We start from the raw sequence: 22,506 nt of genomic DNA on the forward strand, positions 1-22,506 counted from the left end.
ATCGCCGAGGGCGGCTTCGCGCGCCGCTCATCGCGGCGCGGGGGCGAGGGCGCGTTCGACCGGAGTTTCCGGGCCCGACGGCGGCCCTGCCGGGGGAAGGTCCCCCGGCGGCCGCCACCGGCCCGGACGCCTCCGCCGGGGCTACTGCCCCCCCTTCTGCACGTAGGAACGGACGAACTCCTCCGCGTTCTCCTCGAGGACCTCGTCGATCTCGTCCAGGATCGCGTCCACGTCGTCGGTGAGCTTCTCGTGGCGCTCCTGGACGTCCGGGGACGCCTGCGCCTCGGTCTCTTCGACTTCGTGCTCCTGGCGCCCGGTCTGCTTCTGGCCGCCGCTCTCCTTGGTCGCCATCCCTGACACCTCCGCTGCTCGGGGGGACGCCTCTCCCCATATCTTCCCCGAACCGACCGACAATGCGCGCGAAAGAGCGTGCGATCTTCGGCCCGGCCGCTGTGGCCAGACAACCCGGTGAACGCCGGGAAGGCAAACGCGCGGGGATTCGGCCCTGCGGCGGGCGATGCCGGCCCACGGGAACCGTCTTCGTTAGACCGGATCGTTATCGACCTCACACTCCCCGTGGCCGCCTTTCGGCGCAGAGCGACCGCGTCCGGGACGACAATTGATGGATCACGGCACGACCTAGCGCACGGGTGGTCGATGGCATCGCACGCACGGCAACTGCTGGCGGATCGGTACAAGCTGCTGACGCCCTTCCATCGTGACGGCGGCGGAATCATGTGGCAGGCACACGATCTCCGCCTCAAGCGCGACGTCGCGATCAAGGAAGTGCAGCCGCCGTACCGGGTGGACGTGGCCGACCTGCCGGCCGCCCGCAGGCAGGCGCTGCGGGAGGCCCGTTCCGCGGCCCGGCTCAGCCACCCGGCCGTCATCACCGTGCACGACCTGCTGGAGGACAAGGGCCGGCTCTGGATCGTGACAGAGCTCCTGCAGGGCCTCACGCTGGGCGCCACCGTCCGCCACCTCGGCCGGCTGCCGGTCCACTGGGCCGCCTGGGTGGGCTTCCAGCTCCTGTCGGGCGTACGGCACGCGCACGCGATGGGCGTCGTCCACGGGGACATCCGGCCCGCCAACGTCATGCTGACCGAGGACCGGGTGGTGCTGACCGACTTCGGCATCGCCGCCTTCGACCGGGATCCCGGCGGATCGACGACCGTGCCCGTGGCGCGGTCCGGCGCCTACCTCGCCCCCGAGCGGCTGCGTGGGAAGGGCCTGGCCCCCGCCGCCGACCTGTGGTCGTTCGGCGCCACGCTGTACTGCGGGGTCGAGGGGCGGCCGCCTTATCCGACCACGGAGCCGCTGCCGGCCGCGGCGCTGCTGGGCCGCGAGCCGGAGCCGCCGCGCCGGGCGGGCCTCCTGCGACCGCTGATCGAGGGCCTGCTGCGGCACGACCCGGACGAACGGCTCACCGTCGACCAGGCGATGCACGTGCTCGTGGACGTGTTGCGGCGGCAGGGCATCCCGGCGGCGACGCCGGGCCGTACGGCCGGCGAGTTGCCCAGCCGCACCGCGCCCAAGCCGAGCGGGGCGCACCCCTACGGCCGCTCCTCCGGCCACGGGTGGCCTCTGGCCCCCGGGGAGCTCACGACCGGGCGCTTCCACGACGTGGAGTCGCGTCGCCGGGACAATCCCTACTTGCCCGCCCCCACGACCGGGCCCCGCCGGCCCGGACCTCCGCGCCTCCCGTAGCCTCCGGATCGCCAGGCCTCCGGCTTCGCGGGACGGGACTCGCCGGACGACTCCCCCGGGTACGCGGCCGGGGAAGCCGCCCGTGCCCGCCTTCCTGTGATCAGTCGTCGTGGTGGGCGCGGAACTTGACGATCCGCCCGGTCGCGATCGCGACGTACACCTTGTACTCCCTGTGGCCCTTGCGCAGCTCGACCTTCCAGGTGCGGTGGCCGTGCTCCCACTCGCGTTCGACCTCGGTCACCCGCGCGCCGGGCACCCGCCTCGTCGCGATCGCGATCGCCTGGCTCCGGGTGACCGAGGTCTGGGAGACGGAGACCGAGGCGGTCGAGGAGAGAGGGGCGGGCGCGGCGGCGGCGACGGTTCCCCCTGCGGCCAGGGCGGCGAGGGTGACGGCGGCGGCGAGAGCGATCTTGGTTGTCTGTGTCATGCCCCGAGGTTCGCAGCGATCACACTATGGCCGCGCTAAGCGGTCCCTAAAGCGTGGTTGCCCCGGCCCAGCCGCGCTCAGCACCGGTTCGAGGCACCGCGGGTCGGCGGCGACGGCGCGCGGCGGGCGAGGGCGACCTGGAGGGCGTGCAGGCGGGCAGGAGCCATGGTCGGGGCGGACCGCAGGGACGGACAGTCGAAGGCCGGCCCCCGCCACATGTGGGGGCCGGCCTTCATCGTGCTCAGTGCGCCGCGCGCACCGCCGAGACCAGTCCGCCGACGCCCTCGTCCTGCTGCGACGGGGTGAGCACCGGACGCCCGTAGGCCTCGGCGCGCTCACGAAGGGTGAAGGTCTCCGCCTCCCAGCCGAGGCCGTCCAGCCAGCCAACCGGGTCTTCCGGCATCTCCCAGACCCACATCGACGCCGCCGATCCCGGAGTGGCGTCCCCGCGGAAGCGTTCGACCACACCGCGCGCGCCCAGTGTCAGGCCCATCCTGCTGCCTGCAGCGGACAGCGCGCCGACCCGTTCGAGCAGCGACTGCACCGCGTCCTCGGGCAGATAGATCAGCAGTCCCTCGGCGATCCACACCGTCGGCTGCGCCGGATCGTGCCCGGCCGCGGCCAGGGCGCCAGGCCAGTCCTCGCGCAGGTCGATCGGGACGGTGATCCGCTCGCAGCGCGGAACGGCCCGCTCCTGACGCAGCACCGACGCCTTGAAGCCCAGCGGTTCGGCCGTGTCGACCTCGAACAGCCGGGTCCCCGCAGGCCAGTCCATCCGGAAGGCCCTGCTGTCCATCCCGGCTCCGAGCAGCACGACCTGCCGGACGCCGGACGCGACCGCCCGGTCCAGCAGGTCGTCCAGGAACTTCGTCCGGATGACGATCGAGAAGGCTACAGCGAGCCGGCGACGCCGCGCCGCCTCGTCCGCGTGCGGGGGCGGCGGCGCCTCAGGGCCTCTCCCGCCGGCCGTGGCGAAGGCCAGGGCCAGCGGGTCCCGGAACAGCGGCTGCTCGCGTGCCGTCTCCATCGCCCTCACCCGGGCCACGCCCACGGCTGTGGCCCACACCCCGGACGGCTCGACCCGTCCCGCCGCATCGGTCATGCATTCAGCCTAGCTAGGCCGGGGCGTCACACCGGCGTGGTGGGAAACAGCGCTCCGGGGGCCAGGTACAACCCGGTGGCGACGACGTCCTTGGGCGGGATGAGGTCCAGGTGCCAGTCGCCGAATCCATGATTTCAATGTGTCACTGGAGTACCAGCCGCCTCGATCCGGGCTCAGGTCGGCCGGGCGGCGGGCCGGAGGCCGTCCATCAGGAGGTCCAGCAGGCGACCGGCCTTGGCTTCATGCTCGCGCCGGGAGGCCACGGTGAAGATGCCGATGAGGGAGGCGGCGATGTCTTCGGCGGTGACGTCGGAGCGGAGGTCGCCCGCCGCGCGACCGGCGTCGAGAATCGTGGTGATGGCCGCAAGTAGCTCGCTCCGGGTCTGTGCATGGGCGATCTCGCCCGACTCGATCATCGCAAGCAGCGTGTCGAGCATGCCGCTCTTGGTCGCGATCCAGTCCCCGAACAAGTCCATCCAGCGCCGCATCGCCGCAGCCGGGGGCAGCCGGCCGAGCAACTCGCGGGCGCCGGTCGTCAGCCGCACGACCTGGTCCCGGTAGACCGCATCGACCAGCGACTCGCGGGTCGGGAAGTGCCGGTAGAGCGTGGCGATGCCGACTCCGGCCTCGCGGGCGATCGCACGCATCGACGGCTCGGCGTCAGCCGACATGAACACGCGGGTCGCCACCGCGAGCAAGTGGTCGCGGTTACGGGTTGCGTCCGCCCGTGGCGCGCGCATCTCCGCCTCAGTCAAAACGGATCACGCTCCGGTTGTGTTAGGGTCATCCATGGAAACGGAGCATAGTCCGTTTCAAGGCGTTCCCTCGGTCCCCAAGGAGACAGGCGTACATGCAGGAACAGAGCGATCAACCGCCGACGGGCGGGAGCAGGGCGGTCCGGCTCGATTCATTCGGCGGCCCCGAAGTCCTGGACATCCTTGAGGTTCCCGCTCCGCAGGCCGGCCCGGGACAGATCCGCGGACGGGTCACCGCGGCCGGTCTGAACCCGATGGACTGGATCATGACCGCCGACGCGGACACCGCCGCCCGGTTCGGCTTGAGCCTCCCGGCCGGGTTCGGGACCGACTACGCGGGACTGGTCAACCAGGTCGGTGACGGGGTGACCGGCTTCGCGCCCGGCGACCGGGTGTTCGGGGGCGCCCTGTCCCGCGCGGTCGCCGACTTCGTGGTGATCGACACGGCCGGGGGGATCGCGGCGAACGAGGCCCATCACACTCCCGACGGCGTCGACGACCGCACCGCCGCCACCCTCACGATCGCCGGCCGCACGGCATCCGCCGCCCTCGCCGTGGTCGACCCCGGCCCGGACGACACAGTGCTGATCGGCGGCGCGGCGGGCGGGGTCGGGGTGTTCGCCGTCCAGCTGGCCCGGATCGCAGGAGCGCGCGTGATCGGGACGGGATCGGCGACATCATCCGATTTCCTGCGCGACCTCGGAGCCGAGCCGGTCGCCTACGGCGACGGCCTGGCCGACCGGGTCCGAGCCCTCGCTCCCGGCGGTGTCACCGCCGCCATCGACCTGCACGGGACGGAGACAGTGCACGCCGCAAGGGAACTCGGCGTCCCGGACGGCCGCATCTGCACCATCGCCGCGCAAGTCGACGGCGTGCCGACGGCCAACGGCGCGAACGCCGCCCCCGGCGCCCTGGAAGAGGTCGCCCGCCTGGTCGCGGCGGGCCGACTCCGGGTGCCTATCGCGGCGAGCTTCCCGGTCGAGCAGATCCGCCGCGCGGCCGAGCTCCAGGCCGGCCGGCACGTGCACGGCAAGGTCGTCATCGACCTCTAGATCAAGGCCGTCGCGACGATAAACGCGATGTCGTCGTCACTGATCAGGCGGGGACGGCCTCTCGCCCACTGAGGGCCCAGGGCGGCCAGGCCCTTCTCGTTGAATGCGTGGACCACATCGCGGCCACCCGATCCCCACATCCTCGATCCCGGCGCACTGACAGGATCGAGGGTCGAAGCACTCCCAGCTCAGCCGCAGGAGCCCGAGCGGCGTATCACCAAACCGGTGAACCTAAGTGGACAACGCACTGGCCCGCGCGAAGGATCTCACCGTGGATGCGCTTGATGGTGGGCAGGAGCTGAAGCGCGGCTTACCGGCGGAAACGTCCCGCCGGCGAGGTGGCCGGCGGGACGTTCGCATGGAGTGGTCAGCGCCTGCGGCGAGTCGTGTGTCAGTTCGGCGTGACGGTCACCGGGGCGTCGTCCCCGAGGTGCACGTCATCCATGCCCTCACCGAGCTCCTTGGGCAGGGGGCACTTGAAGTGCGCCTTACCCTCCGGGGCCAGCTTGCCGCCGACGTAGACCTTCTCGTCGCTCGTGCCGAACTCGCCGCTCCCGTCGCCCTTGACGTGCACGCTGCAGATGACGCCCTTGCCGGGCAGCGGAGGCTGCTTGCAGAGGGTGCGCAGCTTGCTCTTCGGGACCTCCTTGCCGTCCACGAAGACCCTGCCGCCCCTGAACTTGTCCCCCCTGAACCTGCCGCCCTTGTCGGCCCTGTCGGCCTTGGCCTTCATGATGCAGGCGACGCCCTTGCCGGGCAGCGGAGGCTGCTTGCAGAGGGTGCGCAGCCTGCTCCTCGGGACCTCCCTGCCGTCCACGAAGACCTTGCCGTCCTGGTCGACCTTGACGGTGGTCTTGCCCTCCCCCGTGGCCATCGGCCCACCCTTCACGGCGCAGGCGACCCCCGGCTTCGGGGCGCCGGTGGAGGTCGCGGACGCGGCCGTGGCGCCGCCGATGCCGAGGCCCACCGTCATGACGACCCCCGCGAGGATCATGCTCCTCTTCTTCATTCTCTAGACACTCCCTAGATCGGCTGCCCATGGGGGCTGCCCGTGATCGTTGACGGAACGCTCAGCAGTTTGGGCCCCTACACCTGAAGCGAGCCTGAAGAGGTAAGCGATGATCTTCATGTTTACCTTAGGTACGTACCTTCACCCTGTTGACGTGCGCCTACTCCTGGTGGAAGACGAACGCAGGCTGACCGAGCTGCTCAAAGACGGCCTGACCAAAGAGGGCTTCGCGGTCGATCTCGCCTACGACGGGCGCGAGGGCCTGTGGATGGCGACCGAGCATTCGTACGACGTGATCGTGCTGGATGTGATGCTGCCGTTGCTGCACGGCTATGGGATCTGCGCGAAGCTGCGGGAGGCCGGGAACTGGACGCCGATCCTCATGCTGACCGCGAAGGACGGAGAGTACGACGAGGCGGAGGCACTGGACATCGGCGCGGACGATTATCTGACCAAGCCGTTTTCGTACGTCGTACTGCTGGCGCGACTCAGGGCACTGGCCCGGCGCAAGGTGCGGGAGCGGCCGACGGTGCTGACCATCGGGGATCTCCGGGTCGATCCGGCGGGGCTGAGGTGCAGTCGCGGGGACGTACAGATCGCGTTGACACCCAAGGAGTTCGCGATCCTGCACTGCCTGACCCGGCATGCGGGCGAGGTGGTGACCAAGTCCGAGTTGCTCGCCCAGGCGTGGGACTTCGCGTACGACGGCGATTCGAACGTCGTCGAGGTCTACATCAGCGCGCTGCGCCGCAAGATCGACAAACCGTTCGGACGGACGACGCTGAAGACCGTGCGGGGCGTGGGATACCGGCTGGAGGGCTGACATGGGAGTACGTCTACGCACGACGCTGACGGCCACCGCCGCGGTGGCGGCGGCGCTCTGCCTGGCCTCGATCGCGCTGTTCACCGCGCTGGACTCGAGCCTGACGGCCTCCACCAAGGAGTTGGCGGCGAACGACGCCAAGAAACAGATGCAACATCTGAAGGCGGAGTCGGGGCCGGGTAACCCGGGGTACGAAAAGGGAATGGTGCCACCGCTCGGAAAGGGAGCGGTGCCGCCGGGTGGGAAGGGACCGATGCCGGGCTCGGCCGCCACCGGCGAAGACGACGGCCTCCCGTTACCCGACGAGGCCGTGCTCGTGGTCAGACGGACGTTCGAGACCGAGGACGGCCCGGTCACCGTCCTCGGAAAGGCTTCCAAGGCACCCGCCCTGGCGGCGATGACCACGCTGAGGAACCTGCTGATCCCGGGGGTTCCGGCGCTCCTCACGGTGGTCGCGCTGTTCACCTGGCTGGCGGTCGGCCGCGTGCTACGGCCGGTCTCCGCGATCAGGGCGAAGGTCGCCGACATCACCGCGTACGGCCTGCACGAACGCGTGCCGGAACCGGACACCCGAGACGAGATCGCGGCACTGGCCCGTACCGTCAACGCGACCCTCGACCGGCTGCAGACCGCCGTCGACGCGCAGCGACAGTTCGTCGCCGACGCCGCACACGAACTCCGCAGCCCACTGGCGATCCTGCGCACCCGACTGGAGCTGGCCCTGCCCGCCGAGAAGCCGCTGGCGACTGCGGCACTGGACGATGTCGCACGCCTCCAATCCCTTTCCGCCGACCTCCTCCTGCTGGCCCGGCTCGACGCCGGCGAACCCCTGTCGCGGGCCGAGGAACTGGACCTGGCCCAGGTCGTCGCCGAGGAGGCCGTCCGCAAACGCCCTCGTCCGGACGTCCACGTGTACCTCGACCTCACCCCCGACCTGCTCGTCAACGGCTCCGCCGACCAACTCCGCCGCCTTGTGGCGAACCTCGTCGACAACGCGGTCCGCCACGCCTCCACGTCAGTCCACGTCACCCTCGCGTCTCCGGACGACCACGCCGTCCTCGACGTCGTGGACGACGGCCCCGGTATCCCCCCGGAACACCACACCATCGTCTTCGACCGATTCACCCGCCTGGACCACGCCCGCACCCGGGACACGGGGGGCTCGGGGTTGGGGCTGCCGATCGCCCGGGATATCGCGCGGGCTCACGGAGGGACCCTCCATGTGGTCCCGCACAGCCCGGGCGCGAGGTTACGCGCGGTCTTCCCGTTGTCCGGGCGGTCTGTTGCGTACCCGCTGGGTGACCTTGCGCGACAGGACGCTTTCTGATCGGCGGCTACTCCGGCGACGTGGCCCCGGGCCGGGTCGCGGTCATGACGAGGCCGGTGTTACCGTGCCGGAAGTCAGAGCCGCCTGCACGATGCGGATCGCCTCGCCCATGTCGATGCCGACACTGGCGATCACGGCCGCGTAGTCGGCGGCGGCCCGGCGGGCCCGCTCCCGGCCATCCTCCCCGGCGGCCGACACGAACGAGCCCGCCCGCCCGCGCGTCTCGATCAGCCCCGCCTCCTCCAGCTCCCGGTAGGCCCGGCCGACCGTGTTGACGGCCAGGCCGAGGTCGGCCGCGAGGTGGCGGATGGTCGGCAGCCGGGCACCCACGGCAAGCGTGCGGTCCTGGATCTGCCGGGCGAGCTGGGCCCGCAGCTGCTCGAACGGCGGCACCGGCGACGCCGCGTCGATGACGATCATCGGACGCTCATGGCCCGCCGGGCCACCGTCGCGCTCGACGGCGTCTTGGCATGGAGCGCGACGCACGCGACCAGGCCCAGGATCAGATAGGCGACCGCAGCGGCGCTCCACCAGCCGGGCGCGGTGCCGAACAGCAGCACCATGGGCAGCGACCACTGCACGCTCGGCGTGGTGAGGTCGCGGGCGTCCTCGACGCGCATGATGACGTCGGCGGTCAGCGACTCCTCGTCCTCCGCCACCACCGGGCGCCGCAGCAGGTGGCGCAGTTGAACGGCGGTGATGGCTGTCACGCCGAGCAGGCCGATCAGCAGGACGACGGCCAGCTGCCGCACGGTGGGGTCGGGAACGGCCAGGGCGCTCCCGGCCAGCGCCATCGCGCCGGCGAACGTGGCGACCGCGAAGACGGCGTACGGCAGGCCGAGCACGGCCCGCCAACTGGGCTGGATCGGATGGGCGGCCCTGCGGGACAGCGTCGCGCCCGCCCGCTGATCGACGCGTCGCACCCACCAGTCGAGCAGCGACTGTGCGAGCAGCAGCCCGGCCGCCAACGCGGTCAGGGCCAGCAGCGGCAGCGGGCGATGCGACTGGAAGCCGCCGAAGGCGGAAGTGGCGGCGAGCGCACTCGCGATGATCAGCACGGCCAGGATGAGGTGAGCGGCGAGGCGGGCACGTCCCCGGACCGCCAGCCGGCTGGCCAGCAGCGGGGTCGGGCGGGCACCGGACAGGCCGTGCCGGGCCAGCCACTCGCCCGCCAGTCGCAGATCGGCAGCACGCGCCGGCGGGCCGGTGTCCGGTAACGGTTCATGGGCCATAGCCCCTCCTTTGTCGCAAGGTTTGTAGCAAAATCATGAGACATACCTTGAGACAAAGTCAACGCCTGGTCAGCTCTCATCGGAACGTGGCCGTTCAGTGAATACAGCGTCGGCGCGGAGGCGGATTGTAGCGAGAGCCCTGACGCGCCGTACTCGTCGGTGTCGGCGCTCTCGGCTATCCGTACGCGGTCCAGCTCCCACGGGGTACGGCGAACGTCTCACGCTTCTGCCGACACCACCGGTTCTCGCGAAAGGCGACATGAACCGGCGGCGGCCCGCGTCATACCAAAGGGGACGCGACTGCTCGGGAGCGCGCTGTTCACCGGTTGGTTCCCCATTTCGCTACGGGGCCTGAGCCCAGGAGCAGGCGCACCTCCGCGCCGCCGAGGTCCGATCGGCCGACGGTGAGGGAACCGCCCGAGTCCTCGGCCACGCGGCGGGCGATGTCCAGCCCGAGCCCCGTCGAGCCCGCGCCGCTCTCCCCGCGTCGCGGCGGATCGCCCGGGCCGAAGCCGGGCCCGGCGTCCGAGACCGCCAGGGCCACCGCGTCATCCGGCTCGGAGACCAGGCGCACGTGGAAGGACGTCCCATCGGGGGTGTGCGCGAAGACGTTGCCGAGGAGAGCGTCGACGCAGTCGGCCAGGTCCTCGGCCGGGACCGCCACCGGCAGCGGACCGGGCACGAGGTCGAGCGCGAAGGTCCTGGACTGGTCCTCCGCCAGCACCGACCAGAACTCCACTCTGCCGCGCACGACCGCGACGGCGTCGCAGGAGGCCCGATCCCGCGAGCGCCGCCGCACATCGTTGATGACGGCGGTGACCGCCCGCTCCAGCGCGTCCACGCGGGCCTCCATCCTGGCCGCCTCACCGGGATCCGCCAGCGACTCCGCTTCGAGCCGCAGGCCGGTCAGAGGGGTGCGGAGCCGATGGGAGACGTCCGCCACCGTCTCTCGCTCCTCCGCGAGCAGGTCGGAGATGCGTCCCGCGAGGTGGTTGAGGGCCAGACCCGCCGTACGGACCTCGGGCGGGCCCTGCGGGGTCGCCCTGGCGGTCAGGTCGCCCTTCGCGAGGCGGTGGGAGACCTGGGCGAGCGCCGTGGTGGGCCGCACGACCGCGCGGGCGAGGCGGTCGGCGACCAGGATGCCGAGCCCTACCAGGGCGACCCCGAGGATCAGCAGCGCGAGCCACGTCCGGTGAACGCCGCGGTCGAGGTCGTCGTCGCCGAGGAAGGCGCGGACGACGGCGGTGCCGCCCGGCGCCCCCTGCACCGCCACCAGGATCTCCCGGCCGCCCGGCACCGCCGCGGTCAGGCTCCGGCCGCGTGCGGCGAGGTCGACGGCGCGGGTGCGGGCCGCCACGGCCCCGAGCGCACGGCCGTCCGCGAGGAAGACCGTGACGGGGTGTCCGCTCGACGCGCCCGCCTGCTCGGCGGTCAGCCGCAGCGTCTCCTCGTCCACCGCTCCGACGGCCACCGCGACGGACTCGGCGGCCCGGGTCGCGGAGGCGACGGCCTCGCTGTGCGCCACCGACCGCACCAGCAACGCCAGCGGAACCAGCAGCGACACCAGGACGAGCGACGTGGTCGCCGCGACGAGGGCCGCGAGCCAGCGCCTCATCGCCTCACTCCCCGGGCGAAGGCGGCGCGGTCAGGCGCACGCCCACCCCGCGGACCGTCTGGAGATAGCGCGGTCGCTGGGCGGTCTCGCCGAGTTTGCGGCGCAGCCAGGAAAGGTGGACGTCGACCGTCTTGTCGGTGCCCCCGTAGGGGACGCGCCAGACCTCGGTGAGCAACTCGCGCTTTGTGACGACCTGCCCGGCCCGGGCCGCCAGATAGTGCAGCAGGTCGAACTCCCGCGGCGCCAGGTCCAGTGCCGCGCCGTCGAGCGTCGCCTCCCTGGTGCCCGCGTCCACGCGCAGCGTCCCCACCGTCAGGGAGGTGTCCGTACGCCCGGTGTCGACCCGGCGCAGCACGGCGCGGATGCGTGCGTCGAGTTGCGCGGCGCTGTAGGGCTTGACCACGTAGTCGTCGGCGCCGGCGTCGAGCAGGCGGACCATGTCGGCCTCCCCGTCCCTGGCGGTGGCGACGATGACCGGGACGCGGCTCACCGCGCGGAGCATGCGCAGCAGGTCGGCGCCGTCCATGTCGGGCAGGCCGAGGTCGAGCACGATCAGGTCGGGGCGGTCCTCGACGACGGACCGCAGGCCGTCGAGGGCGGTGGAGGCGGAGGAGACGGCATGGCCGCGATCACGCAGGCTCCGGGTGAGGGAGGTGCGGATGGGGGCGTCGTCTTCGATGAGCAGCACGCTTGGCATTTGAGCGCTACAGTAGCCGTCCGGCGAAAGCGGCATAAGTCCGTTATCCGGGCCTTAGCAATCCCTTAGCGTTCGGGGTGGGAGAGTGGCGGCGTGAACAGCCGCCTCGTACTCGCCGTCGCCGGGTGGCTGCTGGCCGCCGCCCTCGCCACCGGTACGGGCGTCGCTGTGCTCGGCCTGCTCGGCCGGCCGCTCACGGGCCCGGCGGCGCGGCCGATGACGGCCGAGGAGATCCGCCTCGCGCTCGCCCGCGACACCCCGGGCCCGCCCTCCCCCGCCTCCACATCCGCCGGTGCGGCCCCGGTGGACGCGTCCGGCGGCGTGACGCCGAGCGCCGTGCCCGTGACGGGACGCAAACTCGTCTCCACGGGCGCGGGCAGCCTGATCGCCCGGTGCGACGGCGGGCTGGTCCGGCTCCAGTCGTGGACCCCGGCGCAGGGCTTCGAGGTGGACGACGTCGACCCGGGGCCGGACGACCGCGCCCGGGTGAAGTTCGAGTCGGACGAGGGCAGGATCGAGGTCGAGGTGCGCTGCGCCGGCGGCGTGCCGGTCCCCCGGATCACCCGGCACGGCTGATCGGGGTCACCGGCCGGCGCCGGTCTCGCTCAGCCCTCGCCGGTGAGGGCGGCGACGAGGTCGGCGGCCGTACGGCACCGGTCGAGCAGGTCGCCCACATGCGCCTTGGTTCCGCGCAGCGGCTCCAGGGTCGGCACGCGCTGCAGTGACTCGCGGCCCGGGATGTCGAAGATGACCGAGTCCCAGGAGGCGGCGGCGACCGACTCGCTGTACTGCCGCAGGCACCGGCCGCGGAAGTAGGCCCGGGTGTCGGTGGGCGGCATCTCGACCGCGCGGTCGACGTCCTCGTCGGTCACCAGACGCTGCATTCGGCCCCTGGCGACCAGCCGGTTGTACAGGCCGCGGTCGGGGCGGATGTCGGAGTACTGCAGGTCGACCAGTTGCAGCCGCGGATGCGACCACGGCAGGTTGTCGCGGGTGCGATAGCCCTCCAGGATCTCCAGCTTGGCGACCCAGTCGAGCTCCCGGGACAACTGCATCGGGTCCTCCGCGAGCCGGGTGAGCACCGACTCCCAGCGGTTGAGCACGTCCTTGGTGAGGTCGTCCACGCCCGAGCCGAAGCGGTCCTCGACGTACTTGCGGGCCTGCTCCAGGTACTCCATCTGCAACTGCACGGCGGTCATCTTCCGCCCGTTGCGCAGCGCGATCTCGTACTTGCAGGTCGGGTCGTGGGAGACCGCGCGCAGCGCCGCGACCGGCGACTCGGGGGTCAGATCGATGGTGAGGAACCCCTCCTCGATCATCGCCAGGACCAGCGCCGTCGTGCCCAGCTTCAAATATGTCGAAATTTCCGACATGTTGGCGTCGCCGATGATCACGTGCAGCCGCCGGTACTTCTCCGGGTCGGCGTGCGGCTCGTCGCGGGTGTTGATGATCGGCCGCTTGAGCGTGGTCTCCAGCCCGACCTCGACCTCGAAGAAGTCGGCCCGCTGGCTGATCTGGAAGCCCTCGCCGCGCGAGTCCTGGCCGATGCCGACCTTGCCCGCGCCGCAGACGACCTGCCGCGACACGAAGAACGGCGTCAGGTGCCTGACGATGTCGGCGAACGGCGTCGCGCGGCGCATGAGGTAGTTCTCGTGGCAGCCGTACGACGCGCCCTTGGCGTCGGTGTTGTTCTTGTACAGCTGGATGGGGGCGTTGCCGGGCACGGCGGACGCCCGCACGGCGGCGTCGTACATCACCCGCTCGCCCGCCTTGTCCCACAGCACCGCGGCCCGGGGGTTGGTGCACTCGGGTGTGGAGTACTCCGGGTGGGCGTGGTCGACGTAGAGGCGCGCGCCGTTGGTGAGGATCACGTTGGCGAGCCCGAGGTCCTCGTCGGTGAGCTGGCTCTGGTCGGCCACCTCACGGGCCAGGTCGAACCCTCGGGCATCGCGGAGCGGGTTCTCCTCCTCGAAGTCCCACCGGGCCCGGCGAGCCCGGGCGGCCGACGCCGCCAGGTACGCGTTGACGACCTGTGAGGAGGTCACCATCGCGTTCGCTCCCGGTTGACCGGGCACGGCGATGCCGTACTCGGTCTCGATGCCCATCACCCGCCGAACCGTCATTCGCACCCCGCCTGCTTCAGGCCGTCGTAGTCCATATCCGAGCCTAGCCCTTTCTCTATGCCCTGCTACCGAACAGTTACGGCACAGATGCCTCGGGACTTTGCGCCGGAATGGCCGTCGCAGTCCGGGAGGTACCCCCGCGCCCCCGGGGATGGGACCTCCGGGAGCGGTCGAGCAGGGCCCCCAGCCTGGCACGAAGCCAGCGCTGACCGGGCTTGTCCACCATACGGTAGATCAGGTACGCGAGCCCGATCGAGACCGCCATCGTGATCGCGACCAGCGGCCACGGATCGATCACGTCCCGGTACGCGGGGATCACGACGGCCGAGACCGTCTGGTGCAGGAGATAGAGCGGATACGTGAGGGCCCCCAGGGTGACGAGGCGGCGCCAGCGCACCCACCGCAGCCAGCCGAGGGCGACCGCGGCCATCAGGAGGTAGACGACCGTGATCGCGACGACGACGGCCTCAGGGGGCGCGGGGTAATGCTTGATGCCGACCAGGCGCACCCGCTCCCCCACGCGCTCCATGGCGGCGTACAGGGACATTCCGTAGCCCGCGGCCACGAGCAGCCACGGGACGAAAGCCCCCGAACGCACCCCGAAGCGGTGGATCAGGAAGAAGGCCATGCCCGCGATGAAGTACGGCGCCTGCCGCGGCATGAAGACGAAGACCAGCGTCTCGTTCTGGGTGAACTCGGCCAGCAGCGCCAGGCCGAACCAGGCCGCCAGGAACACCAGGCAGCGCCGCAGCGTGATCCCCACGAGGGAGAACAGCGCCACGAGGACGTAGAACCGCAGCTCCACCCAGAGGGACCAGAAGACGCCGCCGGCGTGGCCCACGCCGAAGGCCCCCTGGAACATGGTCAGGTTGAGCAGGTACTCACCGTCGCCGAGCTTGGGGTCGAACCCGGCGACGCCGCTGAAGCGGTACATGATGAAGATCACGAGCACGGCGAACCAGTACGCCGGATACAGCCGCGACACCCGGGAGACGGCGAACTCCCCGACCGTGTGCCCCCAGACGCTCATCAGGATGACGAACCCGCTGATGAGGAAGAACAGCTCGACGCCGAGGATGCCCAGCGTGGTCAGGCGGGCGACCGGCTCGAACAGCTTGGTGGGGTACTCGTCCCAGAGCGACTTGCTGGCCGCCATGAAGTGGAAGGCCATGACGGCGAAGGCGGCCACGAAGCGCAGGACGTCGAGCTCGACCAGGCGGCGGCTCCCGACGGCCGCGGCAGCGGCCCGGGCGGGGACCGCGCCCGGCGCGGCCGAGGCCGGATCGGACCGGCGCACCGGCTGTCTGACAGGCTGTCCCACAGCGGTCACCCGCGCGAGCCAAGGAAGATCATGCCTTCTTTGACGTGATCACTCCGGGTTTCGGTTCCCTCGGATCACGATCGTCACGAAAGGTCACTTTTGTCCCGGCCTGCTGCCGCCTGCCCCCGTACCGGTGCCGGAAAGGGCCCGGAAAGCCGGAGGAGCGGCGCGACCCGGGGTCGCGCCGCTCCTCGATGGCACCGGTCCGGCCGGAGCCGGGGTGTTACAGGTACTGGCCGGTGTTGGCGACCGTGTCGATCGACCGCCCGGCCTCGGTGCCCTGCTTGCCCTGCACGAGGGTGCGGATGTAGACGATCCGCTCGCCCTTCTTGCCGGAGATGCGGGCCCAGTCGTCGGGGTTGGTGGTGTTGGGCAGGTCCTCGTTCTCGGAGAACTCGTCCACGCAGGCGGCCAGCAGGTGCGAGATCCGCAGGCCCTTCTGCCCGGTGTCGAGGAACTCCTTGATGGCCATCTTCTTGCCCCGGTCCACGATGTTCTGGATCATGGCGCCGGAGTTGAAGTCCTTGAAGTAGAGGACTTCCTTGTCGCCGTTGGCGTAGGTCACCTCGAGGAAGCGGTTCTCCTCGCTCTCGGCGTACATCCGCTCGACGACCCGCTGGATCATCGCGGCGATCGTGCCGTCGCGGCTGTCGCCGTGCTCGGTCAGGTCCTCCGGGTGCAGCGGCAGGTCGCTGACGATGTACTTCGAGAAGATGTCCTTGGCCGCCTCGGCGTCGGGCCGCTCGATCTTGATCTTGACGTCCAGGCGGCCGGGCCGCAGGATCGCCGGGTCGATCATGTCCTCGCGGTTGGAGGCGCCGATGACGATGACGTTCTCCAGACCCTCGACACCGTCGATCTCCGAGAGGAGCTGGGGGACGATGGTGTTCTCGACGTCGGAGGACACACCGGAGCCGCGGGTGCGGAAGATCGAGTCCATCTCGTCGAAGAACACGATCACCGGGGTGCCCTCGGACGCCTTCTCACGCGCCCGCTGGAAGACCAGGCGGATGTGCCGCTCGGTCTCACCGACGTACTTGTTGAGAAGCTCGGGGCCCTTGATGTTGAGGAAGAAGCTCTTGCCGGACTGGCCGGTCTTCTCCGCGACCTGCTTGGCCAGGGAGTTGGCCACCGCCTTGGCGATGAGCGTCTTGCCGCAGCCGGGCGGGCCGTACAGCAGCACGCCCTTCGGCGGCCGGAGCTTGTGCTCGCGGAACAGGTCGGCGTGCAGGTAGGGCAGCTCGATGGCGTCCCTGATCTGCTCGATCTGCCGGCCGAGGCCGCCGATCTCCTCGTAGGAGATGTCGGGGACCTCCTCGAGGACGAGCTCCTCCACCTCGGACTTGGGGATGCGTTCGTAGACGTAGTTGGAACGGGGTTCGAGCAGGAGGGAGTCGCCGGCCCGCAGCGGCTGGTCCAGCAGCGAGTGGGCGAGCTTGACGACCCGCTCCTCGTCGGCGTGCGAGATGACGAGCGCGCGGTCGCCGCTCTCCAGCAACTCCTTGAGCATCACGATCTCGCCGACGTCCTCGTAGCCGAGGGCCTCGACGACGTTGAGCGCCTCGTTCAGCATGACCTCCTGGCCACGCTTGAGCGAGTCGACGTCGACCGCCGGACTGACGTTCACACGGAGCTTGCGTCCGCCCGTGAACACCTCGATCGTGCCGTCATCCCTGGCCTCGAGGAAAACGCCGAATCCGGACGGCGGCTGTGCCAGCCGGTCGACCTCCTCCTTGAGGGCGACGATCTGATCCCTGGCCTCCTTGAGGGTGGAGACCAAACGCTCGTTCTGGCTTGTGAGGGCGGCCACCTGTGCCTGCGCCTCGTGGAGACGCTCCTCGATGACCCTGGCCTGCCGGGGAGACTCGGCCAGCTTCCGGCGCAACGCGGTGATCTCCTCTTGCAGGAAGGAGACCTGTGTTGTGAGATCCGCGACCTCCCGTTCGCGCTGCGCGGCTCGAGCCTCAGCGTCGTCGCGAGCTGCCACGCCCCGTCACCTCCTTCCCCGTCGAGAACGACTACTCAAGACCCTACCTATCTTGGCGCTGTACGTAACCTGGCCGGGCAGTGTTCGTGTAGTTACGTTGGGTGTTCGGCGTTTGATACCTTATGGACCGATTGTTCGGTTCACCATTAGGAACACACCCATATGTTCCCGTGTCACGCGGCTTTGCCGGGTTGTGGCTGAATCGTCACACTTGTTCGATCCCCTCTCCATACGCCCCCTTGGCGGGACGCCTGCGCCGCGGCGGGGGCGTGACGCCGTCCGCCATGCGACGGGCCATGACGAGAAATCCCGTGTGGCCGACCATCCGGTGGTCGGGCCGTACGGCGAGACCTTCGACATGCCAGTCGCGAACCAGGGTCTCCCACGCGTGAGGCTCGGTGAAACTCCCGTGCTCCCGCAGGGTTTCCACCGTTCTGGACATCTGGGTCGTTGTCGCAACATAGCAGCAAATAACTCCCCCGGGGGTAAGGGACTTCGCCGCCGCGTCAACACACTCCCAAGGCGCGAGCATGTCGAGGATGACGCGGTCCACGTCCGCCTCGTCCAACGCGTCGACGAAGTCACCGACCACCAGGCGCCACTGCCCCATCGGGCCGCCGAAGAACTTCTCCACGTTCTTGGTGGCCACCTCGGCGAAGTCCGCGCGCCGCTCGTAGGAGGTGACCTTCCCCTCCTGGCCGACCGCGCGCAGCAGGAAACAGGTGAGCGCGCCGGACCCCACGCCGGCCTCGACCACCCGGGCGCCGGGGAAGATGTCGGCCATGGCGACGATCTGGGCCGCGTCCTTCGGGTAGACCACCGCGGCGCCGCGCGGCATCGACACCGCGTAGTCGGCGAGCAGGTGCCGGAACGCCAGATAGGCCGTGCCGCCGGAGGACCGCACCACGGACCCCTCGGGCTGTCCGATCAGGTCGTCGTGCGGGATCGACCCCTTGTGCGTGTGGAAGACGCCGCCCTCTTTCAGCGTCACCGTGTGCCGCTTGTTCTTGGGGTCGGTGAGCTGGACCTGATCTCCGGCCCGGAACGGGCCGTGCCTGCGAAAACCCATGCGGAAAAGGCTAGTGCCGCGACCGACGAGATTCGCCGCGACGGGGTAAGGATCGGGGGGAGGGGCACGGGTGCCGCGACCGACGAGATTCGCCCGGACGGGGAGCGGCGACGGCCGGGAAAAGACCTGGCCGGTGCGGTGTCACTGCTGGTAACAATGGGACATGTTGCCCCAAGAGGCGATCCCCGCCGGGCCGGCCGTACTGCGCCTGCCGGTCGAGGGGGACGCCGACCAGATCGCCCGAGCCTGCGCCGACCCCGAGATCGCGAGGTTCATCCCCTTCGTTCCCTCGCCGTACACGCGTGACGACGCACTGGCGTGGATCACGAAGGTCGTCCCCGGCACCTGGGAGAACGGCGGCGCCGACTTCCTCATCGCCGACGCCGCCACTGACCAGGTGCTCGGCACCGCCGGGCTCAAGCCGCCGGACCGGTTCGGCGCGACGGAGGTGGGCTACTGGCTCGCGCCCTGGGCCCGCGGGCGCGGCGTCGTCACGGCCGCCGTACGGGTGCTCTCCGAGCGGGCCTTCGCCCGGGGCGTCCCCCGCATCTCGCTGATCGCCGAGGTGGACAACGTCCCGAGCCAGCAGGTCGCCCACCGGTGCGGTTTCACGCACGAGGGCGTGCTGCGCGCGGCCGGCTCCACCCGTGGGGAGGTCCGCGCCGACCTGGCGGTGTTCGGGCGGCTGAGCACCGACCCCGGCGACCCGATCGCGCCCTTCCTGCCGTTCTTCCCCGGAGGGTTCCCCGGCGGCTCGCTCACCGACGGCGTCGTCCGGCTCACGCCGCTGACCACCGCCGACGCCGCGGACTATTTCGCGCTGGCGTCGGTGCCCGACGTGATGGACTCGCATGTGCCGCCCGTACAGCCGGAGTACGCGGACACCGAGGTCGTCTGCCGGTACGCCGGGCACCGGTGGCTGACCGGCCAGCGGGCGGACATCGCCATCAGGGACGCGGCGACCGGCGAGTTCGCCGGGGACATCCAGCTCACCGGCGTCATCCCGCCGCTCGGCCAGGCGATGCTCGGCTACAGCCTCCGTCCCGGCTTCCGCGGCAGGGGCCTGGCGACGCGGGCGGCGAACCTGCTGGTCGAGTGGGCGTTCGCGAACACGCCGCTGAGAAGGATCGTCGCCGGGACCTCTCCGGGCAACACGGCCTCCCACCGCGTGCTCGAACGGGCGGGATTCACCCGGGAGTACCTCGTCAAGGGGCTGCTGCCGGGCCCTGGAGGCACCCGCCTGGACGACGTCCAGTGGGCCAGGACACGCCCCTGAGCGGAACGGACCTCCCGCGCTCGGGCGCCGCCCGGAACCCGGCGCCCGAGCGCGGGGGCGTCCGCGGCACGGCACGCCCGTCGGGCGTCCCGGCCACGCCGGTGCAGGCCGGTCCCTCAGTCGGCTCCGTACGCGGCCCTCAGCTTGGCGAAGGCGGCGTCGGTGCCCTGGAGGGCCCGGTCGATCTCCTCGTCGGTGTGCGCGGCCGACAGGAACCAGTTGTGCCAGGGATGGAGATAGACCCCTTCCTCCAGGCAGGCTCCGGCCCAGGCGATGCCCTTCTCCAGGGTGTCGTCGCCCTCGAAGGACAGCCACGGCACCTGCACCGGGCCGGTCTGGCGGACCACGAAGCCGTGCGCGGCCGCCTGGGCGGCGAGCCCCTCGCGCAGCCGGGTCCCGGCCCGGTGCATGAGCGCGACGCCGTCGGTCTCGCGCAGGATCTCGATCGTCGCCTTGGCGGCGGCCATGGCCGTGGCCGAGAACCAGAAGGAGCCGGTCGAGTACAGCGTCTGGGCCGCCCCGCGCAGCGCGTCGGTCCCGGTGAGCGCCGCGATGGGGAAGCCGTTGGCCATCGCCTTGCTCCAGGCCGTCAGGTCGGGACGCACGCCGAGCGGCTCCCACGAGCCGCGCAGGTCCAGCCGCCACCCGGCGCGTACGTCGTCGATGACCAGCGCCGCGCCGATCCGGTCGGCCAGCGCCCGCAGGCCCCGGGCGAACTCCGCGTCGGCGTGCTCCTGGTCCTCGAACGAGTCGTGCTTGAACGGGGTGACCAGGATGGCGGCGACGTCGCCGTCCGCCTGGGCCGCGGCGGCCTCGGCGCCGGCGAGGTCGTTGTAGGTGAACTCGATCGTATCCGCCCGCTGGTTGGGGGTGACCCCCGACAGACCGGGCGTGCACCAGGGGTCGGCGCCGTGGTAGGCGCCGTGGGCGACCAGCGCCTTGGTCCTGCCCGTCGCCGCCCTGGCCACCATCAGGGCCTGGGTGGTGGCGTCGGTGCCGTTCTTGGAGAACATGGCCCAGTCGGCGGAGGGGATGAGGTCCACCAGCAGCTCGGCGAGCTCCACCATGACCGGGCCGGGGCCGTTCAGGCAGTCGCCCTCCGCCTGCTGCGCCGCGGCGGCGGCCTCCACCCGCGGGTTGCGGTGGCCGACGATCACCGGTCCCCAGCTGCACATCAGGTCGACGTACTCACGGCCGTCGGCGTCCCACTGCCGGGCGCCCTCGGCCCGGACGAAGAACTGGGGGTAGCGGTCCCCGTGCAGGGCCGCGTTCAGGTGGCCGTACATGCCACCGGGGATGACCTTCGCGGCACGGGCCCGCAGGGAGGCGTCGAGGGACATGGGCGGCACTCCTGAGATCGGGGGAATCGGGGAGGTGGGGAGCCGGGGATCAGGCGTCCGGGCCGGGGTCGTCGGCCACGAAGCCGTCCAGCCCGGCGTCGGAGCCGAGCCCGCCCGCGACCCGCGCGGCGACGGCCGTGCCGAGGCGGGCGGCGCCGAGGACGTCCCGGCCGCGCAGCAGTCCCGCGGCGAATCCGGCGCAGTACGCGTCGCCGCAGCCCGTGGTGTCGACCACCGGCACGTCGAGGGCGGGCACACGGGTGAGCCCTGCGGCGGTGGCCACAAGGCTGCCGGCGGCCCCGAGAGTGACGATCACGCCCTTCGGGCCCTCGGCGAGCAGCGCGGTCGCGGCCTCCTCCGGCGTCGACGCCCCGCTGAGCAGGAGCGCCTGCTCCTCGTTCGGCAGGAGGTAGTCGACGTGGGGCAGGAACGCGCGGACGCCGGGCATGAGGTCGGGCATGTTCGACAGCAGGTCCAGCGTGACGGCCGTGCCGCCCTCGCGGGCCTTGTCGAGCAGCGCGAAGAAAGCGGGGTCGTGCAGGCCCCAGGTGACGTCCATGCCGCCGAGGTGCACCACCTGCGCGCCGGTAAGACGGTCCGCGTCGAGGTCGGCGGTCGCCAGGCCCAGGTTGGCCCCGGGCACGTGGAACGACGGCCGTCCGCCGTCGGGGCGGATGGGCAGGATCGAGGCCGCCGTCTGCTCCCCCGCCCTGCGCACCACGCCGCTCACGTCGACGCCGCGCCGCGCCATGATCATCAGGAGGAAGTCGCCGAGCTCGTCGTCGCCGACGGCGCCCATCGAGGCGACCGGCACGCCGATCTTCGCCAGGGCCACGGCCGTGCCCGCGGCCGCACCGGCCGCGGTGATGCGGATCTGCTCCAGCAGGTGGGTGTCCTGACCGGCCGGGATGGACTCGACCGGGCGGGCCAGGACGTCGACGATATGCACGCCGACCGTCACTACCGTCATGAGCGGATAATAGACGGGCGCCCGACTAAAATGTCAACCGAGGTGGTGGACCATGCCGAAGATCGTCAATCACGAGGAGCGCAGGGGTGAGGTCGTCGCGGCGGCCCGCCGGATCATCCTGCGCGAGGGCATCGAGGCCGCGACGACGCGGGCCATCGCCAAGGAGGCCGGCTACTCCAACGGGGTACTCACGCACTACTTCGCCGACAAGGACGAGATCCTGCTGTCGGCCCTGGAGGCGTCCCATCGCCGGATCGCCGACCGGCTGCGGGAGAAGCTGTCGGGCCGCACCGGCCTGGCGGCGCTGCGCGAACTGCTGCTCGACAACGTGCCCCTCGACGAGGAGCGGGCCGGGGAGACCGGGCTGGAGGTGGGCTTCTGGGGCCGCAGCCTGACCAGCCCCGCGCTGCTGGAGATCCAGCGGCGGGAGGCCGCCGAGCTCCGCTATCTGGTGACGAGCCTGCTCAGGTCCGCCGCCGAGGCCGGTGAGATCCGTACGGACGAGGACCTGGAGGACGTGGCGGAACGGCTGCTTGCGCTCGTGGACGGGCTGAGCGTGCACCGGCTGCTGTATCCCGCGCACGTCACAGGCGAGCGGCTGGAACGGCTGATCCTGAGCGAGATCGACCGGCTACGCCCTTAAGGTCGTGTCCAACAAGTCAAGCCCTGCTGCG

The 22,506-nt window shown here is 71.1% G+C and carries 22 protein-coding genes; 7 read left to right on the forward strand and 15 right to left on the reverse strand.

The window, feature by feature from the left end; all coding sequences use genetic code 11:
* Positions 1–141: 141 nt before the first annotated feature.
* Entirely contained in the window at positions 142–351 is a 210-nt protein-coding gene (locus tag QSK36_RS09890) for a ubiquitin-like protein Pup (protein WP_183531277.1), read from the reverse strand.
* Positions 352–657: 306 nt separating this feature from the next.
* Here QSK36_RS09890 and QSK36_RS09895 point away from each other — a divergent pair, with 306 nt between their 5' ends.
* Positions 658–1,707 (forward strand): serine/threonine-protein kinase, encoded by a 1,050-nt coding sequence (locus QSK36_RS09895; RefSeq protein WP_285782145.1) that lies wholly within the window; start codon positions 658–660, stop codon positions 1,705–1,707.
* Positions 1,708–1,807: 100 nt separating this feature from the next.
* On the opposite strand, the gene QSK36_RS09900 is transcribed toward QSK36_RS09895, so the two are convergent.
* The 3 genes from QSK36_RS09900 to QSK36_RS09910 form a co-directional block, all read right to left on the reverse strand.
* The gene (locus QSK36_RS09900) at positions 1,808–2,134 is read right to left on the reverse strand and encodes a PepSY domain-containing protein (RefSeq protein WP_285782146.1); all 327 of its coding nucleotides are present in this window, start codon (positions 2,132–2,134) and stop codon (positions 1,808–1,810) included.
* Between the two features lie 241 nt (positions 2,135–2,375).
* The gene (locus tag QSK36_RS09905; RefSeq protein WP_285782147.1) at positions 2,376–3,236 is read right to left on the reverse strand and encodes a class I SAM-dependent methyltransferase; all 861 of its coding nucleotides are present in this window, start codon (positions 3,234–3,236) and stop codon (positions 2,376–2,378) included.
* Between the two features lie 173 nt (positions 3,237–3,409).
* Positions 3,410–3,976 (reverse strand): TetR/AcrR family transcriptional regulator, encoded by a 567-nt coding sequence (locus QSK36_RS09910; RefSeq protein WP_221263039.1) that lies wholly within the window; start codon positions 3,974–3,976, stop codon positions 3,410–3,412.
* Positions 3,977–4,086: 110 nt separating this feature from the next.
* Between QSK36_RS09910 and QSK36_RS09915 the strand changes: the two genes are divergently transcribed.
* The gene (locus QSK36_RS09915) at positions 4,087–5,043 is read left to right on the forward strand and encodes an NADP-dependent oxidoreductase (RefSeq protein ID WP_285782148.1); all 957 of its coding nucleotides are present in this window, start codon (positions 4,087–4,089) and stop codon (positions 5,041–5,043) included.
* Positions 5,044–5,434: 391 nt separating this feature from the next.
* Here QSK36_RS09915 and QSK36_RS09920 read toward each other — a convergent pair whose 3' ends face one another.
* Positions 5,435–6,052 carry a hypothetical protein gene (locus QSK36_RS09920; RefSeq protein ID WP_285782149.1) on the reverse strand — a complete coding sequence of 206 codons (618 nt, stop codon included), beginning with the start codon at positions 6,050–6,052 and terminating at the stop codon, positions 5,435–5,437.
* A 154-nt stretch (positions 6,053–6,206) separates the two neighbouring features.
* Between QSK36_RS09920 and QSK36_RS09925 the strand changes: the two genes are divergently transcribed.
* Positions 6,207–6,875 carry a response regulator transcription factor gene (locus QSK36_RS09925; RefSeq protein WP_183531270.1) on the forward strand — a complete coding sequence of 223 codons (669 nt, stop codon included), beginning with the start codon at positions 6,207–6,209 and terminating at the stop codon, positions 6,873–6,875.
* A 1-nt stretch (position 6,876) separates the two neighbouring features.
* Entirely contained in the window at positions 6,877–8,202 is a 1,326-nt protein-coding gene (locus QSK36_RS09930) for a sensor histidine kinase (protein ID WP_285782150.1), read from the forward strand.
* A 42-nt stretch (positions 8,203–8,244) separates the two neighbouring features.
* Here the strand turns inward: QSK36_RS09930 and QSK36_RS09935 are convergent, their stop codons facing one another.
* From QSK36_RS09935 to QSK36_RS09950, 4 genes are all read right to left on the reverse strand, one after another.
* A complete protein-coding gene (locus tag QSK36_RS09935) occupies positions 8,245–8,622 on the reverse strand; it encodes a GntR family transcriptional regulator (protein WP_183531268.1) in 378 nt (125 codons plus the stop codon).
* Entirely contained in the window at positions 8,619–9,434 is an 816-nt protein-coding gene (locus tag QSK36_RS09940; protein WP_285782151.1) for a hypothetical protein, read from the reverse strand. The genes QSK36_RS09935 and QSK36_RS09940 overlap by 4 nt, the downstream gene beginning before the upstream one ends.
* A gap of 319 nt (positions 9,435–9,753) precedes the next feature.
* Complete coding sequence (locus QSK36_RS09945; RefSeq protein ID WP_285782152.1) at positions 9,754–11,049, reverse strand: sensor histidine kinase; 1,296 nt, start codon at positions 11,047–11,049, stop codon at positions 9,754–9,756.
* A 4-nt stretch (positions 11,050–11,053) separates the two neighbouring features.
* Positions 11,054–11,746 carry a response regulator transcription factor gene (locus QSK36_RS09950; RefSeq protein WP_183531265.1) on the reverse strand — a complete coding sequence of 231 codons (693 nt, stop codon included), beginning with the start codon at positions 11,744–11,746 and terminating at the stop codon, positions 11,054–11,056.
* Between the two features lie 93 nt (positions 11,747–11,839).
* On the opposite strand from QSK36_RS09950, the gene QSK36_RS09955 reads away from it, so the two are divergent.
* Positions 11,840–12,322, forward strand: coding sequence for a hypothetical protein (locus QSK36_RS09955; protein ID WP_285782153.1), 483 nt, complete (start codon positions 11,840–11,842; stop codon positions 12,320–12,322).
* Between the two features lie 29 nt (positions 12,323–12,351).
* Here QSK36_RS09955 and dop read toward each other — a convergent pair whose 3' ends face one another.
* From dop to QSK36_RS09975, 4 genes are all read right to left on the reverse strand, one after another.
* Positions 12,352–13,869: a depupylase/deamidase Dop gene (gene dop / locus QSK36_RS09960; RefSeq protein WP_139573226.1), complete on the reverse strand. Its 1,518-nt coding sequence runs from the start codon at positions 13,867–13,869 to the stop codon at positions 12,352–12,354.
* A gap of 76 nt (positions 13,870–13,945) precedes the next feature.
* Positions 13,946–15,190, reverse strand: a complete 1,245-nt coding sequence (locus QSK36_RS09965; protein ID WP_285782154.1) for an acyltransferase family protein — start codon at positions 15,188–15,190, stop codon at positions 13,946–13,948.
* Positions 15,191–15,413: 223 nt separating this feature from the next.
* Entirely contained in the window at positions 15,414–17,177 is a 1,764-nt protein-coding gene (gene arc / locus QSK36_RS09970; protein WP_183531263.1) for a proteasome ATPase, read from the reverse strand.
* A gap of 205 nt (positions 17,178–17,382) precedes the next feature.
* Positions 17,383–18,246, reverse strand: a complete 864-nt coding sequence (locus QSK36_RS09975; RefSeq protein WP_139572988.1) for a tRNA (adenine-N1)-methyltransferase — start codon at positions 18,244–18,246, stop codon at positions 17,383–17,385.
* Between the two features lie 163 nt (positions 18,247–18,409).
* Between QSK36_RS09975 and QSK36_RS09980 the strand changes: the two genes are divergently transcribed.
* Complete coding sequence (locus QSK36_RS09980; RefSeq protein ID WP_285782155.1) at positions 18,410–19,522, forward strand: GNAT family N-acetyltransferase; 1,113 nt, start codon at positions 18,410–18,412, stop codon at positions 19,520–19,522.
* 116 nt (positions 19,523–19,638) lie between these two features.
* On the opposite strand, the gene QSK36_RS09985 is transcribed toward QSK36_RS09980, so the two are convergent.
* Together QSK36_RS09985 and QSK36_RS09990 are read right to left on the reverse strand one after the other, a co-directional pair.
* Positions 19,639–20,862: an aminotransferase class III-fold pyridoxal phosphate-dependent enzyme gene (locus QSK36_RS09985; RefSeq protein WP_285782156.1), complete on the reverse strand. Its 1,224-nt coding sequence runs from the start codon at positions 20,860–20,862 to the stop codon at positions 19,639–19,641.
* A gap of 49 nt (positions 20,863–20,911) precedes the next feature.
* On the reverse strand, positions 20,912–21,832 hold the full coding sequence (locus QSK36_RS09990; RefSeq protein ID WP_285782157.1) for a carbohydrate kinase family protein: 921 nt from the start codon (positions 21,830–21,832) through the stop codon (positions 20,912–20,914).
* A 52-nt stretch (positions 21,833–21,884) separates the two neighbouring features.
* Here QSK36_RS09990 and QSK36_RS09995 point away from each other — a divergent pair, with 52 nt between their 5' ends.
* Complete coding sequence (locus QSK36_RS09995) at positions 21,885–22,475, forward strand: TetR/AcrR family transcriptional regulator (RefSeq protein WP_183531259.1); 591 nt, start codon at positions 21,885–21,887, stop codon at positions 22,473–22,475.
* Positions 22,476–22,506 lie beyond the last annotated feature (31 nt).

Source organism: Microbispora sp. NBRC 16548, assembly GCF_030268985.1.
In the GTDB taxonomy this organism is placed as follows: Bacteria; Actinomycetota; Actinomycetes; order Streptosporangiales; family Streptosporangiaceae; genus Microbispora; species Microbispora catharanthi.